A 15332-nucleotide genomic window follows, 5' to 3' on the forward strand; every position below is an offset into this window, starting at 1 on the left:
CTTCGCTTAGTTGTCGCGCTGCAATCGGTGTTCGCTACACTCAACCAAGACGCCCTCATACGGCCGAAGCGTTACGACGCCGTTTGCACCAATTGCCGGATAGTCAACCGGATGCGTTGAGCATAAAATAAATCCAGCGTGCGGCAACGTAACACGGCGCGTCTCTTTGCTAAAATTGAGCGCCACAAACACGTGCTGCTCCTTGCCGATCCACCGGGCATACGCAAATATGTCGTCGCCCGCATCACCGATCGGCTCGTATTCGCCCATGCGCAAAATCTCATACTGACTGCGTAATTTCAGCAGCCGCTGATATAAGGCAAAAAACGAATCGGGATCATGCTGTTCAACATCAACATTCACTTTTTTACTTATAGGATCAACAGGCAACCACGGTTTTACTTGGCTAAAACCGGCATTTTTTTCACCCGTCCACTGCATAGGCGTACGTTCGGGATCGCGCCCGACTGACTCGTCGTTACCGTGACTAAATACTGACTTATCTTGAATTTCATCAAATTGGATCGGCGCGTTCGTCATACCGATTTCGTCGCCGTAGTACACCACCGGCAGGCCCGGCAGTGTCAATTGCATCAGCGCAACGAGCCGCGCCTGCTCTGTACCGCCATAACGCGTCGCGATTCGCGCTTGGTCGTGATTGCTAAAACAATACACCGGCGTATGAATATCAGGATTAATCATGCCCTGAAATTCATTTACCATCGTACTAAACGATTCCGCTGAGAACTTCGCGCCCAAGCCTTCAAAATTAAATGGCATCGACACGTCAGGGTTGACGCCGTAAAATCCGAGATACTGTTCCTGCGTGCCGTAATTTCCATCAGGATAATCTTCGAAAATCATGATTCTATCGTCATATGACGCCACAACATCCGTCAGCTCGCGCAAATATGGAAACAGGTTTTCCCAAAAACGGCTATATTTATGCTGCAAATCGTCAAACGACCGCACCGACTGCTCATCAGGGCAATGCGCCGCGAGCAGATCATCGCGCTGGTGCGGATCTTTACTAATCCACCGCACTGCGTCAGCGCGAAATCCATCAACGCCTAAATCAAGCCAAAATTTCAGAACGCGCTTCATTTCTTGGCGCACCGCCGGATTGTCCCAATTCAAATCGGGCTGCTCTTTCAAGAACGTGTGTAAATAATATTGCTGCCGCGATTCATTCCACTGCCACGCCGAGCCTCCAAAAATACTCAGCCAATTATTCGGCGGCGAACCGTCCGCGCGCGCATCGCGCCACGTATAAAAATCGCTTTTGTCATTATCGCGCGACGATTGCGATTCCAGAAACCACGGGTGCTGATCGCTTGTATGGTTCGGCACGAAATCAACCATGACTTTAATGCCGCTTGCGTGCGCTTTTTCGATCAGTTCGCGAAAATCATCAAGCGAGCCAAACATCGGATTAATATCGCAATATTCCGACACATCATAGCCCATATCAGCTTGCGGTGATGGATAGAACGGAGAAAACCAAATCGCATCGATGCCAAGCGATTTTTCACCGCTTTTTATATAGGCTAGTCTGTCAATTACACCGCGCAAATCGCCAACACCATCGTCGTTTGAGTCCATAAATGATCGCGGATAAATTTGATACAAGGCATTTACATTTGCCCAGCGTTTACGCGCCATATTCTTTCTCCTGTTCGTCTTTGAGCGCAGCATATACGCCGTTCGTCCAGCCAAAACCGTCTTGCAACTCGTACTCGCCACCGCCGCCTGGCGCCGCTGCGACGACGTCGTATTTCTCGACCATTTTCCGTTCGCTCATAAACACCGATTCATTCAGCGCAAGCCAGCGGTCGCGGATTTCTGCCGCCAATTCGTCATAGCCATATGAACCTAATCCTTTGATCGTTACCCACTGCAACGGCGCCCAGCCATTTGGCAGATCCCACTGCTGACCGTTATCGACGAGCGTCGCCGCAACGCCGCCCGCATGCAAAAAGTCCGTTCTAATCCGCTCAGCTACAGCTGCCGCTTGTTCAGGCGTCGCGATACCGGCGTACAGCGGAAACACCCCCGCGAGTGTTAAACGGTCATTCAACGTTTGCCGAACAGTATGAAAATCCTCAAAAAAATGACTTGACTCATTCCAACAGTATCGCTGAATTGCTTTGGCGCGGTGGGCAGCAGCCTGCTCAAACCGCCGCGCTAAACGCTTTTGTTTGAGAAACCTGTACGATTCGGCGATCGCACATTCCAAATCATACATCAAACAATTCAGATCAACCGGCACAATTTTCGTCGTTTCGATCGTTTTGATGTCGCGAGTATCGCGAAACCAACGGCTACTGAAATCCCAGCCGCTTTCCGCCGCTGCTCGCAAATCAATATAAACTTGCTCTTTCTGGTCGGCGACTTCAGCCGTTTCGATGTCTTCGCGCTGTGATTCCGGGCGCGGCGTCGATTGATCGTCGTAAAACCGGTTAAGAATTTCACCATGCGACATACGCACGACACGACGGTACGCAGTACAATCCGGTCTTGTCGCGAGGCGCCGCCGCCCATCCATCCAAAAACGATATTCAGCGAGCATGCTAGGCAAAAACTCAATATACGTACGCCGCGCACCGCGCTGCTGCGCCAACAACTGCACCATACGTGCGAAGAACGGCGGCTGCGACCGGCTCAAAAAATAGGTACGATTTGCGGTCGGAATCATATTAAATTTACGCAGCATATATGTATAGTTACGCATCATATCATGCACGGCGCGCCACCTGCCGTCCGCCGCAAGACCAAGCATAATAAAATAGCTATCCCAATAAAACTGCTCTTCAAATCGCCCGCCCGGCGTAATATATTTGTATGGCAACGCAATTAGTGAACCGCGATTACGCCGATTACGCCGTTCTAGCACGCGCCACAAATTCGAGACATACTGGCGCGCCGTTGTCGTTTCGTCCGGCTCGTATTGCGGCACGTTGTGTTTTACCGGCTGAAAATTATGCGAAACAAACTCTGCTAAATCAAACCCAGGCTTTTTGCGCTCTTTCATATACCGGCGTACGACCGCCGCAACTGAATCGCACGGCACCATATCGACAAATGTCTTGCCGTCGGCATACACGCGCTCTGCCTGCACGGCATCAAATAAATCACGCAGCGACTCATCTGGGCTTTTTGCGACAGGCTTCAGCAAACCGACCGTATGAACTGTTGCAGTCTTGAGCGAATCGGAACTTTTTTTGATAATCTCTTCGGATTTTTTTGTTAATAATCGTTTGCGCATAGATGGCATTATACGCCAAATCTACCTCTGTTACAACAAGAATATTAAAAAATACTATTGACTTTTTATCATGCTTATGCTAATATAAATGTAGTGGTTAATCACACAAACATCACTAAAAAATAAAAAGGAGAGTTATGAAGCGAAAGCGAATCACCGTACAGTACATCGGCTAATAGCTAAAGCCAATAATAATCCCCCGACCTACCGCGCGGGGGATTGTTATTTACGATTTATTATGGCGTTTGCGTTCGTTAGCGTCGAGATATTTTTTACGCAAACGCAAACTTTTCGGCGTCACCTCAAGCAGCTCATCGTCTTCGATAAAGTCAATTGATTGTTCTAAGCTAAGTTCTGTGTGCGGCGTCAACTGTACTGTGCCGTCGCTTGATTTTGAACGCATGTTTGTCAGGTGCTTTGCTTTGCAAACGTTAATTTCCATGTCGTCCATACGATTGTTTAGCCCGACGATCATACCAGCATACACTTCCACGCCCGGTCCGACAAATAATTCGCCGCGGCTTTCGGCGTTTTCAAGCGCATACGGCGTCGTTGTACCAGCTTCAAAAGCAATCAACACGCCATTGCGCGTTCGCGGCAACGTGCTGCTCGCCGGCTGATAACCATGCGGCAAGCTATACATAATCACCGTACCTTTCGTGTCGGTCAATAGCGTGTTGCGCAATCCAATCAACGCGCGCGTCGTGATGAGATAGGTCATGCGCGCAGCACCGCTCGCGGTTTGTTCTTGCTTAACCAATTCCGCCTTACGCTTGCCAAGCTCCTGGCTGACAACGCCGACAAACTCTGCACCAATTTCAATCAACAGTTCTTCAACCGGCTCTTTCTCGACACCGTCTTCGTTTATCGTTACAACTTTCGGACGCCCAACTTCAAACTCATAACCCTCGCGCCGCATCGCTTCAATTAGCACGCTTAAATGCAATTCGCCGCGACCCGAAATGATAAATCCAATGCCGTCCTCGCGTACACGAAGTGCCACATTCGTCTCTAGCTCGCGCTGCAACCGATCACCGATCTGCCGCGATGTCGTAAATTCGCCCTCGCGGCCTTTCATCGGGCTCGTATTCGGCCCGAGGTACATGCTAATCGTCGGCGCTTCGACATCCATCACCGGCAACGCTTCAGGATTGTCGCGGTCGGCAAGCGTCTCGCCGATATGCGCTGCAGCCGCGCCAACGACATAAACAATATCGCCCGCTACCGCTTCGTCGACTTCTTCTTTGGCGAGCCCGCGGCTAATAAATAATTTATCAATTTTAGCGTTTTGCGCCGCGCCGTCAGTTTTCATTAGCACAATCGGCATTGCGCGTTTAGCGACGCCGCGGCTAATCCGCCCAATCGCATACTTTCCCAAAAAGCTATCATACTGCAGAGCCGTTACGAGCATCTGAAACGAACCGTCTACCGACACGTTTGGCGCAGGAATTTGCTGAACAATCGCCTCGAAAATCGGCGTTAAATCGGCCGGCTCACTTGGGTCGCTCGGCATGTGCACCCACGATTTGCCATCGCGCGCCGCCGCATAATACACCGGATACTTTAGCTGCGACTCGTCGGTCGCGAGCTCCAAAAATAAATCCGCCAGTTCGTCTTCAACTTCAGCGACGCGGCGCGCCGGCTTGTCAATTTTATTGATCACTACTACCGGCTTTAAGCCCAGCTCCAGCGCTTTGCTCAAAACGAATTTCGTTTGCGGCATCGGTCCTTCCTGCGCGTCGACGATAAGCAACACGCCGTCTGCCATATTAAGCGTCCGTTCAACCTCGCCGGAAAAATCCGCATGCCCCGGCGTGTCAATAATATTGATTTTGTAATCGCCGTAGTACACCGTCGTCTGTTTGGCAGTGATAGTAATACCGCGCTCGCGCTCCTGATCGCCCGAATCCATAATCAACGCTTGCGCCATTTCCGCCTGATTGTCGCGAAACGTATTTGATTGTTTGAGCAGCCCGTCAACAAGCGTCGTTTTGCCATGGTCAACGTGCGCAATAATTGCAACATTTCGAATATAGTTTGGATCAGTCATAGTGTTCCTTAATACCGCGTAGGCTTCTGCTTATTTCATAAAAAACGGTCTGCGGCGGCACAGACCTTGCTTATAGTTATTATATCATAATGATCTGCATTAACCAAAATAACCCGCGCGAAAAACTATGCATTGCATCCATGCTACTCAGCAACGACCGCAGTATTCGTATTTCGGTTATAGCGGCGAAAAAGTCGAAGCGCACCGCGGGCAATAGGCGCTGCCGCAAATATTTGCCAGAAAAACGCAGCACAAAAATTTACCGACCACGCCAGTGCAAATTGTACCGGCATCGCAGCGAGCGGCGCACCAGACAGCGCCAGCCCGATCACACTCATCGCGAGAGACATACCCGTCACCATGCACACCGTCTGAGCGAGTGCTTTTGCCGAAGCACTGTCATTTTTTTGCACCATACCGCTCATGACTTTGCGCGCTGCTTTTGATACGACTGCATTTTCGACAATCATCACGATAGTAAAAATCACCGGCTGCAGCAACAAGGCGTGCCCGAGCGCTTCAACTGATATACCGCTGTGGCGAAACGCGTTAAATATATTCATAAATAATGACATCGTGAACGCCATAGCGACGCCAAAAACCAATCCTTCACGCTTGTTGCGAGGCATGTTTTCTCCTTTACTTACTATTTTTAGCAACAAAAAAGTTGCGCTTTTTATCGTGCAACGGTACAACTAGGGGTGTGTTTCACGCATTACATTTTCCGTTCTCAGACGCCGATAGACTCAGCTTGAGCAACAGAAAACAACGTATTGACCTAGTGTTAGTATAGCAAACGTGAGCGAAATAGTCAATGTGAAAAATAAAAAAGACAAGCAACGGTACTTGTCCGTATAATTTGGTGGAGTATAGGAGATTCGAACTCCTCACCTCTTCGCTGCCAGCGAAGCGCTCTAGCCAAATGAGCTAATACCCCGCGTAATATACTAATTCATGGTGGAATTTTACAACTCCGCTAGAACCTATTTTAGCACAAAATGTTAAAAACTGTGAGCCGCGCCGCCTAGCACAGCAAGCCGTGCTGCGCTCCAGCCCAGAAAACCCTTTGCATATTTTTTGTAATTTCCCCCGCCGTGATTTTATTAGAAAAAAGGTAAAGGGTGTTCTGGGCGGGTGCGCCTACCGCAAACGATAGAGGCGGCGCGGCTTTTGTCGGCAAAGCCGACGCGCTATGCGCACTTACTGCGATAACGATTCTTCTAAAATTGCATAATGATCAGGGAATGTAGATTGCATTAGCTCTAGGAGGTAGCCAATATTTTTCTGCGTTTCTGGCACAAGTGCAGGGTCGAATCCTGATCCAGTAATATGAGATTGATCATTCACAAATTTATATATCGCAGCTTTCTTTTGGGTGTCAAAATTCAGTCGCTCAAGCCTTTTGTATGTACTTTCACTACTTGGTATACGGAACATTAAGAAATTATCGAGAACTTTGCGTGCAATATTGGGCATTTTATATGCGTTAGCTATTGTACCATCCGACTGATAATTATAAATCATATTAAACAGATAGTGGTATTCACTCTCATATTTTTGCAGGTCCGTATCTAGTTTATCTAAAAATGCTTTCCTTGAGCCGTCAGATGTAGAATATCTGTTATTAATCATAAAGTATTGCGCTTCTCTGCCACCGTTATTGCCTTTTTGCCAATTTAAGAGTAACTTTAGAAAATCAAAGTTATGAGTAAGAACAAAAAGTTGCTTTACGCTACTTGTTGCAGTTTTCAAGAACGAAAAAGCTTGGTATTGCGAGTTTGCATCGAGGCTTGACACCGGGTCGTCGATAACAACAATACTGTTATCAACGTCAAAATTTTCATCTTTTAGCTGTACGGTAAAATATACAAAAGCAATAGCGGTTCTTTCGCCCTCGCTTAGGCTTTTCGCAACCGTATTGCCTCGCTTAAGCGTATAGCCACTGCCATCATCGTTGGTAATAAAGGTTATTTCGGCGTGCCCTAAGAAATTTTTCAAAGATTCATTTAATATGCTGCAAGCCTTATGCGAAGATGAAACCTTGGATTTATTCATATTTACCCTCTCGGTTAGTTTGCGCAACCCGGGCTTATCTGGAGCTCCTTCAACACCATCAGTCAGCTCTTTTATTTTATTGTCATGCGCCAAAATATCAGTTTTTAGCGCTTCTACATCATCATATATCGTACTTAAATAGTGCGTCTCTATTTGTTTACTGACATTTAGTTTATGCGCATCAAACTCATCAGTCTTTTTATTGTGTAAATCAATTTGCTCGTTAATTTTTGCAATACGCAATAGCAAATCGTCTAGTTTTGGTTGGTCGCCAAGGTCGAGCTGGGCAGTAGTATGAGCCTTTTTTGATTCAAGTGTTTTTGCAAAATGCTCAATTTCGGTGAGTAGCTTGTCGCGGGCGTCAGTCATAGCTATGCTGCGAGTTTCGTATTCTTCACGTAATTCTTGATAAAGGTTCATTTTATCAACTGGCTGTAACTGTTGTATTTGCGCATAGTCCGTGCGTAAATCGTTAAGTACTATGTCGATTTGCTCTTTTAGCTTCTTGTCTGCGTCGTTAAAGTGATTAGCAAGCTCTTTTATGCGCTCTTGAGATAGCTTGCTACCGCAGAATTCACACTTATCGTTTTTATGTTTTTCATGCAGAACAACACCTCGTTCGACCCACTCGGCTATGTCAGTATTCTCTACCAGTCGAGAAATCACATTGGCCTCTACGGTTTCGTTTGCTAGCTTCTGGCTCCTTTCGAAGTTTTTCGTAAGTTGGTTATTCGTGAAGGACATTTTTTGTTGTTTCTCCATTGACTCTTGTGAAATCTCTTGTACTAACAGCGTGAGCTGCTCGTCTTGCAATATATGCTTTTCACTGAGCTTCGCAAAAGCCGCCTCAGCCTCTGGTCTTCTATATGTGCGAGATATCGCTCCGCGGGTATTCTGACCAATGGTACGCGCTATATCGGTAAATAAACGATCTTTTCTCGTTGATTTTTCTTTTTTCTGACGAGTCTCTTCGTTAATCTTAGTGCGAATTATGGATATCTCTTTTTCATCACGTTCAATTTGCGCGATGGCCTCTTGATTCTCCTCACCTAATATAAGAATAGGCTTTGCTTTATTGGCTGTAAAAGACACATTGTCGTCTACATACTCTTGATTGAATACGCGTATCGGTGTAGAAAAAATTTGACCATGTGAGCATGTTGCACCAGCGTCATCTTTTATCTCATATAGTGCAGTCGAAAATTCCCCACAACCACCTGAGTTTAGGCTGGCAAACAATTTTGATAGGGTCGTTTTGCCCGACCCATTCCAGCCGTATATGATATTGTATCGTTTAAATTCTGGTAGAGCTATTGGGGCAACGAAGTCCCTAAAAACTCCGAAATCTTTGATTTTTGTAAACTTCTTAATAACCATAACGCAAGCTAAATTAACGTCAATTCTATGTCTATATATTATACAACAATCAGAGTTAGATGGCGTTATTATTTGACTTATTTACCACAGAGGATAGATGGGTAGGCTGTGAATATAAGTAATTTGTCATGCTGCGTGATATGTTATTGGCAACAACAGTACCCTGTCCACGAAAATACGGCTCAAGTATTGCCAGCGTCTCTCCAGTCGGAAACAACACAGGCAATATCTGGCTTACAATCCGTTCATCATCAAACAGCTTGCGGAATATGCGAAGCGGCAGGTCTTTTATTTCTTCGGCGGATTCTTTGGGGTTGGTGTCAAAATTTACATTTGGCAAGTCGGGTATGTCGTGCCGCCACTTTTTCAAGTTGGTCATGATATCATGCCAAATATTCGGGTAGCCGAGTTGCTCGAACATATCTTGTCCGTATGATACTGATAAGTTTACACCCCAAGAATCTTGTAATTTTTGCAGTTCCGGCTGATAAAAGTTGCGGTTTTTGACAAGGCTTGGGTCAATAAAATAGAAAAATCCCCAGGTTACCTTGTTGCCGTAAATATCGACCAGTGCCTCTAATTTTTTCTCAAAATTACTAATCTGTCCGCGCTTTTTGGTCGAATCATGGTCATCGCGCACTTTTTGCTCGATGAACAACACTTTGTTGTCTTTCATGAGTAGTTGGTCAATGTCGAGTGCATCGCCCTCTTTAGAGATTATTTTTTGTGGCAAAGGCTGCCAACCCACGCTGATAAGATACTGCTTGATTGCCACTTCAAAAGCGTCGCCAAAACGAATTTCATTTGACTGTAAAAGATTTTGCAGTAATTTAGCTTCTGGCTTGGTTGGGCGAAATAGACCAACGTACCTGTCTGGATATTCGGCAACTTTTCTTATGAGGTCGGGTTTTGATTTTGCAAAGATTTTCTCATCAAAAATTTCCTTGAATTCTTCGTAGTCAAGCATACTTTTTCTCCAGATACTTTTGTCGAATTTCGTCAATCAACACACCGTCGATATACCAAAATGTCCAGCCGTTGCATGACGGTTGGTTTTGTAAGACTGCGCCGACTTTATGAATAGAACCCTCGATATCGCCACTTTTGAGCGAACCGTTGGCGGTAACAACTGCGGAGTATTTGCCGTCTTTGCTGGTGAGTGTAATACCCGCTTTGATGAGTCCAATATCAACCAGTAGACCAAATGCAACACGCGGCGCTTTTGCTTCTAATTTGCTCGTAATGAGCGTTTCGTCGAGAGGCGTCGTGTCGGTAAGTCGCTTTTTGGCGACTTTAACGTAGGTGCTGTCGCGTTCAATAACAATGTAAGAACGCCCGAGCTCTTTTGCGGCAACTGCCGTCGTGCCGCTGCCGAGAAATGGGTCAAGCACAATGTCGCCCGGCTTTGTAGTCGCATTGATAATTCGGCGAAGCAATGCAAGCGGTTTTTGTGTCGAGTGAGCTTTTTCACCGTTAATTTTAATCCGCTCTTTACCGCTGCAAATCGGAATTAACCAATCACTGCGCATCTGCTTATCTTCGTTGTGGGCTTTCATAGTTTTATAATTAAAAGTCGGCTTTGATTTCTCAGATTTTCCAGCCCATATTAGCGTTTCGTGCGAATTGTTAAAGCGCGTGCCTTTGAAGTTTGGCATGGGGTTTGTCTTAACCCAAAGAGTGTCATTCAAAATCCAGTAATCGAGGTCTTGCAAGATTTTACCAACGCGAAAGATATTGTGATAGCTACCAATTACCCAAAGCGAGCCGTTGTCCTTGAGGACGCGGCGACACTCGGTGAGCCATTTGGTCGTAAAATCATCATAAGCAGCAAAGCTATCATATTTATCCCAGTCGTCATCAACCGCAGATACTTTTGTATTATTTGGTCGCCACAAATCGCCTTTGAGCTGCAAGTTGTACGGCGGATCGGCAAAAACAAGATCAATCGACTTGTCTGGCAGTGTTTTTAATAATTCTATGCAGTCGCCTTGTAGTACGACGTTGGTTTCTAGTAATTTTTTACTCATGGACGCCTTTGAGTTTTAAGTTGATTTATCTTGAGTAAAGTCCGCGTATAAAAAACGGACACCTACTCTAGGCGTCCAACCAACAATTGGGATTTGAACCAAAAGTTTTTCGAGCAAGTGCCCGTTTTTCTGGTTCAAATACCAAAATACTGGGAAAATCCCTAAGATGTTAATTGTTGGTTGGACTTCTTTATTATATCATTTCTTGCATGCTCATAGAATAAACACGCAAGAAATCCGCCAATGTTGCTAAAGCAACAGCGCACCCGCCCAGAACACCCTTTACCTTTTTTCTAATAAAATCACGGCGGGGGAAATTACAAAAAATATGCAAAGGGTTTTCTGGGCTGGAGCGCAGCACGGCTTGCTGTGCTAGGCGGCGCGGCTCACAGTTTTTAACATTTTGTGCTAAAATAGGTTCTAGCGGAGTTGTAAAATTCCACCAAAAAAGTATTTTTCAGAGAATTCAGGCGCGCCAGCGCCTGTTTTTCTAGTGTTTTGCGTAGCAAAACCCAAATTCCAAAGGGGGGAGAAATTTTTGGGGCAGCCGTAGGCTGCACCTTTTTGGATTTTAGCCACCACGAGCGGATTTACAAGTAGAAGTCTTGCGTGTTTGGTTTTTGCTCTGAATGCGGTAAAATAAGAGTGGACACAATCAAATAAGGAAGAGCTATATTTTGTAGGCTTATATAGCCGTTCCGTACAGTTTGGTTCTTCCAGATTGTGTCCAGCGGAGCGGCTATTTAAGTTGAGGGAACAAGTATGCAAGAGCAAAGCCAGGAAAAATATATCATCTATGTGCGCAAAAGCACCGATGTAGAGGACAAACAAGTATTGAGCGTTGAAGCGCAAATAGTCGAACTGCGTAAATACGCAGCCGACAATAATTTGCATATTGTCGATACGGTGATAGAGAGGAAATCGGCAAAAACACCAGGGCGAAACAAGTTCAATGCTATGATGTTGGACATTGAGAACGGCAAAGCCAATGGCGTGTTGTCGTGGCATCCTGACCGACTTGCTCGCAATTCGGTAGACGGTGGGCATATCATATATTTACTTGATCAAGCTTTGCTTGTCGCCCTCAAATTTCCGTCTTTCTGGTTTGAGAACACCAGCCAAGGTAAGTTTATGCTGTCTATGGCATTTAGCCAAAGTAAATATTATGTAGATAACTTGAGCGAAAACACCAAGCGCGGACTGCGCCAAAAAGTACGACGCGGCGAGTTTCCTAGTAAAGCTCCTGTTGGGTATATCAACGATGTGCGGCATAAAAGCATCGTGGTAGATAAACGGCGTGCGCCGCTTATCGTAGAGGCTTTTAATCTGTATGCTGGTGGTAATAAAACCATGCAAGATATATCAGACTTTTTATACCGCGAAGGCGGTATGACCAAGGGTAAAAAGCCCTTGAGCAAAGACCAAATCAAGAAAATACTGACAAATCCGTTTTATTATGGGCATTTTAGATATGCTGGCGAAGTCCACGAGGGCAAACACTCTGCAATCATCAGTAAGCAACTATATGATCGCGTGCAAACTGTTCTTGCTCGGCGTTGCCACCCACAAAAGAACGCAACTGCGCCGCAAGTGTTTTGTGGCTTGCTGCGCTGCGGCGCGTGTGGTATGGCGATTACGGCGGAAAAGAAAATAAAGCACCAAAAGAACGGCAACATACACGAATATGTGTATTATCGCTGCACACGCAAAAGTAAGACCATGAAATGTACCGAGCCAGCCGTAACCGAACCTGTACTGTTCTCGCAACTAGCGGAAGTGTTGCAGGGCTACGCTCTGCCGAAGTCGTGGGCTGATGAGTTGCATACGATGCTGAACGAGGACGAAAAGAAATCAGAACAAAGCTCTGGCGTGTTTATTGCTGACGCGCAAAACACAATCAGTAGCTTGCAGAGCAAGCTACAACGACTTTTGGACAGCTACCTAGACCAGGATATTGACCAAGTCACCTACAAAACCAAACAAGCCGAGCTGATGAGTGAGAAGAAGTCGCTGGAAGAACAAATCGGCAAGCTAACGCTTGCCGCCAATGCGTGGGTTGAACCTATGCGCCAATGGATAAATCAAGCGTCTGACCTCAATACAATCGCAAAAACCGCCGAGCCGAGTGCCATAAAGGAGGCGTTAATGAAAATAGAAGGATTGAACCTGTTTCTAAAATCCAAAAAGGTGCAGCCTACGGCTGCCCCAAAAATTTCTCCCCCCTTTGGAATTTGGGTTTTGCTACGCAAAACACTAGAAAAACAGGCGCTGGCGCGCCTGAATTCTCTGAAAAATACTTTTTTGGTGGGAAATACAGGGCTCGAACCTGTGACCTCAGCAATGTGAATGCTGCGCTCTAGCCAACTGAGCTAATTTCCCGCAAACTTTCCCAAATCCACCCGAATATGGTGGAGCATGCGAGAGTCAAACTCGCGACCTCAGCAATGCGAATGCTGCGCTCTATCAACTGAGCTAATGCCCCATCACTACTATCGTATCAAAAAATCGCCCCAAATTCTAGAGGCGACTTTCGTGCTGTTACGCGCCCACCCGGGGCACGGAGGTTTTGATGTTTATTTTTAATCGCAACGGGCACCCCATTGCGTACCAGCATACTTAATAGTATCGCGTATTTGCCGGTAAAATGCAAGTGCTTAATACCGCTCAAACAGTACGAGTGCACAGCAAAACAACAAAAGCACCCCGCCTGCTTATAATTATGTACGCCGGAGCTGCGATTCAAACATATGGTAATACGCACCGTGCTGGGCGACGAGCTCGGCGTGCGCGCCATGCTCGACAACTTTACCGTGCGCAAGCATAAAAATCATATCAGCTTTCTCAATTGTGCTCAGACGGTGCGATACAGTAATAATCGTCTTTTGTTTTTGCTGGAACAACCGATCGAAAATGCGCGCCTCCGCCAACGCATCAATCGCACTCGTCGGTTCGTCTAAAATAATAATCGGACTGTCACGGTAAAAGTTACGGGCAAGCGCCAATCGTTGCCATTGTCCGCCCGACAAATCCACGCCTTTCACGCCGTCATCGGATTCCATCCACTGGTTCACGTAGCTGTCGACGCCTTTCGGCAGCTTAGCAACAAATTTTGCTGCCTCGGCTTCGCGTAGCGCAGCGTTCACTCGCTCCTGACTCGGCGTTTTTGACACATCGCCGAACCACACATTCTCGGCAGCTGTCGCGAAATCATACTGCGTAAAATTTTGGCTGAGCACGCCTAGCTGCCGGTGCCACGTTTGTATATTAGCCGACGCAAGCGGCTCGCCATCAACCGCTACTTCGCCGCCAACCGGCTGGTACAATCCCGCCAATAATTTCAGCAGCGTCGTTTTACCCGCGCCGTTTTCGCCGACGAGCGCAACATGCTGGCCGCGCTTAATGGTCAAATTGATATGATCAAGCACGAGAGTATCGCTGCCCGGATAGCGAAAACTCACGTCCTTGAATCGTATATCGCGATGTAACGCCGGCACTGTTTTACCACCCTGCTTGGCGAGCGGCAGCTCCATAAATCGCTGGTAGTCAAACAAATTCGCCAAATCTTCATCCATGCTATTAACCGTCGAGACCAAGCTGCTAACGCTGCCGAGCGCGCGGCCCGCTGTTTGCTGCACAAACAAAAACTGCCCGATCGGCTGGCGGTGCGCGACGATTTCGTACACGATCCACACGAGCGCGCCGACCTCCACCACCGCCTGGAACAATTCTGCACCGAGTCTTTTCGCCAAAAATTTCCGCTCAAAATCAATACGCGTTTTTTGATCTTTTTCGAGCAGCGCCATGCGCATATCAAGCAAGTGACGAACCAATCCGTACAGCCGCAAATCAATCATCTTTTGCGGTTTGAGCATTTCCCATTCGATTCAGCTGGCGCGCCGGCGCGTTTCGACATTTTCGCGCCAATGATTTGCATTAAGCCGCGACAACCGGAACTGTACGATCATGCTCGGAACTGCAGCGAGCACGACCGCCAGCCCCAGCCACGCGTTGATCGCAATAAGCGCCCAAACTGTAAATACAAACGTAAACGTATGCGTCACGGCATCTGCCAAACGCGCAAAAATATATGGAAAAAATTGCGCAAATTCTTTGGCGCGCTCGTACATATCGATCGTGTCTTTGTCGTCGTAGCGCCAAAACTCAATCGCGCAAAAGCGCTCGTACATCACGTCGGACATAGCGGTTTTGATACGAAACCGCATAAGCTCGCTCGCATAGCGCTCAAAAATACCCCACGCCGCCATCAACACGCTCGATAGCGCCGCTGCCGCCACCAGCCACACCACGCGGCTGCCTGCTGCGCGATCGCCTGCGTACGCTTCGGCGAGCGCCGTGGTCGTGAGCGCCGCTAGATACGTTGTGGCAATCGGCAAACCGGCAGAAATCGCCGAGCCGGTAATCTGCAGTACCGACATGCCTGGCGCGATTCGCAGCGATGTTTTTGCCACGCTATAAAGCGCGCGGATCAGTTGGCGAATGGTTGGTCTGGGGCGGGACATCTGCTGCTATTATAATCACCTTTTCCAAGAAATGATAC

General features: G+C 47.1%; 10 protein-coding genes and 3 tRNA genes. 1 reads left to right on the top strand and 12 read right to left on the bottom strand.

Features of this window, described 5'->3' with window-relative positions; all coding sequences use genetic code 11:
• Positions 1–6: 6 nt before the first annotated feature.
• From SEML1_RS03015 to SEML1_RS03050, 8 genes are all read right to left on the bottom strand, one after another.
• On the bottom strand, positions 7–1662 hold the full coding sequence (locus tag SEML1_RS03015) for an alpha-amylase family glycosyl hydrolase (RefSeq protein WP_376753763.1): 1656 nt from the start codon (positions 1660–1662) through the stop codon (positions 7–9).
• Positions 1652–3265, bottom strand: a complete 1614-nt coding sequence (treF, locus tag SEML1_RS03020; protein WP_376753764.1) for an alpha,alpha-trehalase TreF — start codon at positions 3263–3265, stop codon at positions 1652–1654. Before treF ends, SEML1_RS03015 begins: the two co-directional genes overlap by 11 nt.
• A 226-nt stretch (positions 3266–3491) precedes the next feature.
• Positions 3492–5315: a translational GTPase TypA gene (gene typA, locus SEML1_RS03025; RefSeq protein WP_376753765.1), complete on the bottom strand. Its 1824-nt coding sequence runs from the start codon at positions 5313–5315 to the stop codon at positions 3492–3494.
• 143 nt (positions 5316–5458) lie between these two features.
• Positions 5459–5944, bottom strand: coding sequence for a hypothetical protein (locus tag SEML1_RS03030; RefSeq protein ID WP_376753766.1), 486 nt, complete (start codon positions 5942–5944; stop codon positions 5459–5461).
• Positions 5945–6175: 231 nt separating this feature from the next.
• A tRNA-Ala gene (locus SEML1_RS03035) sits at positions 6176–6252 on the bottom strand.
• Between the two features lie 263 nt (positions 6253–6515).
• Complete coding sequence (locus SEML1_RS03040; protein WP_376753767.1) at positions 6516–8747, bottom strand: AAA family ATPase; 2232 nt, start codon at positions 8745–8747, stop codon at positions 6516–6518.
• Between the two features lie 55 nt (positions 8748–8802).
• Positions 8803–9714, bottom strand: a complete 912-nt coding sequence (locus tag SEML1_RS03045; RefSeq protein WP_376753768.1) for an HpyAIV family type II restriction enzyme — start codon at positions 9712–9714, stop codon at positions 8803–8805.
• Positions 9707–10774, bottom strand: coding sequence for a site-specific DNA-methyltransferase (locus SEML1_RS03050; protein WP_376753769.1), 1068 nt, complete (start codon positions 10772–10774; stop codon positions 9707–9709). Before SEML1_RS03050 ends, SEML1_RS03045 begins: the two co-directional genes overlap by 8 nt.
• A 762-nt stretch (positions 10775–11536) precedes the next feature.
• Between SEML1_RS03050 and SEML1_RS03055 the strand changes: the two genes are divergently transcribed.
• Positions 11537–13120, top strand: a complete 1584-nt coding sequence (locus SEML1_RS03055; RefSeq protein ID WP_376754431.1) for a recombinase family protein — start codon at positions 11537–11539, stop codon at positions 13118–13120.
• On the opposite strand, the gene SEML1_RS03060 is transcribed toward SEML1_RS03055, so the two are convergent.
• From SEML1_RS03060 to SEML1_RS03075, 4 genes are all read right to left on the bottom strand, one after another.
• Positions 13077–13153 (bottom strand) — tRNA-Val (locus SEML1_RS03060). The genes SEML1_RS03055 and SEML1_RS03060 overlap by 44 nt on opposite strands.
• 27 nt (positions 13154–13180) lie before the next feature.
• Positions 13181–13256, bottom strand: a tRNA-Ala gene (locus SEML1_RS03065).
• 235 nt (positions 13257–13491) lie between these two features.
• A complete protein-coding gene (locus SEML1_RS03070) occupies positions 13492–14646 on the bottom strand; it encodes an ATP-binding cassette domain-containing protein (protein WP_376753770.1) in 1155 nt (384 codons plus the stop codon).
• 12 nt (positions 14647–14658) lie between these two features.
• Positions 14659–15294, bottom strand: a complete 636-nt coding sequence (locus SEML1_RS03075; RefSeq protein WP_376753771.1) for an ABC transporter ATP-binding protein — start codon at positions 15292–15294, stop codon at positions 14659–14661.
• Positions 15295–15332: the final 38 nt, after the last annotated feature.

This window comes from Candidatus Saccharimonadaceae bacterium ML1, assembly GCA_030253535.1.
Classification (GTDB): domain Bacteria; phylum Patescibacteriota; class Saccharimonadia; order Saccharimonadales; family Saccharimonadaceae; genus Saccharimonas; species Saccharimonas epibionticum.

What these genes read in the sequence shown, in the direction of transcription:
- SEML1_RS03015 (WP_376753763.1), bottom strand. Translation starts at nt 1,662, where the DNA reads ATGGCGCGTAAACGCTGGGCAAATGTAAATGCCTTGTATCAAATTTAT.
- treF (WP_376753764.1), bottom strand. Translation starts at nt 3,265, where the DNA reads ATGCGCAAACGATTATTAACAAAAAAATCCGAAGAGATTATCAAAAAA.
- typA (WP_376753765.1), bottom strand. Translation starts at nt 5,315, where the DNA reads ATGACTGATCCAAACTATATTCGAAATGTTGCAATTATTGCGCACGTT.
- SEML1_RS03030 (WP_376753766.1), bottom strand. Translation starts at nt 5,944, where the DNA reads ATGCCTCGCAACAAGCGTGAAGGATTGGTTTTTGGCGTCGCTATGGCG.
- SEML1_RS03040 (WP_376753767.1), bottom strand. Translation starts at nt 8,747, where the DNA reads ATGGTTATTAAGAAGTTTACAAAAATCAAAGATTTCGGAGTTTTTAGG.
- SEML1_RS03045 (WP_376753768.1), bottom strand. Translation starts at nt 9,714, where the DNA reads ATGCTTGACTACGAAGAATTCAAGGAAATTTTTGATGAGAAAATCTTT.
- SEML1_RS03050 (WP_376753769.1), bottom strand. Translation starts at nt 10,774, where the DNA reads ATGAGTAAAAAATTACTAGAAACCAACGTCGTACTACAAGGCGACTGC.
- SEML1_RS03055 (WP_376754431.1), top strand. Translation starts at nt 11,537, where the DNA reads ATGCAAGAGCAAAGCCAGGAAAAATATATCATCTATGTGCGCAAAAGC.
- SEML1_RS03070 (WP_376753770.1), bottom strand. Translation starts at nt 14,646, where the DNA reads ATGCTCAAACCGCAAAAGATGATTGATTTGCGGCTGTACGGATTGGTT.
- SEML1_RS03075 (WP_376753771.1), bottom strand. Translation starts at nt 15,294, where the DNA reads ATGTCCCGCCCCAGACCAACCATTCGCCAACTGATCCGCGCGCTTTAT.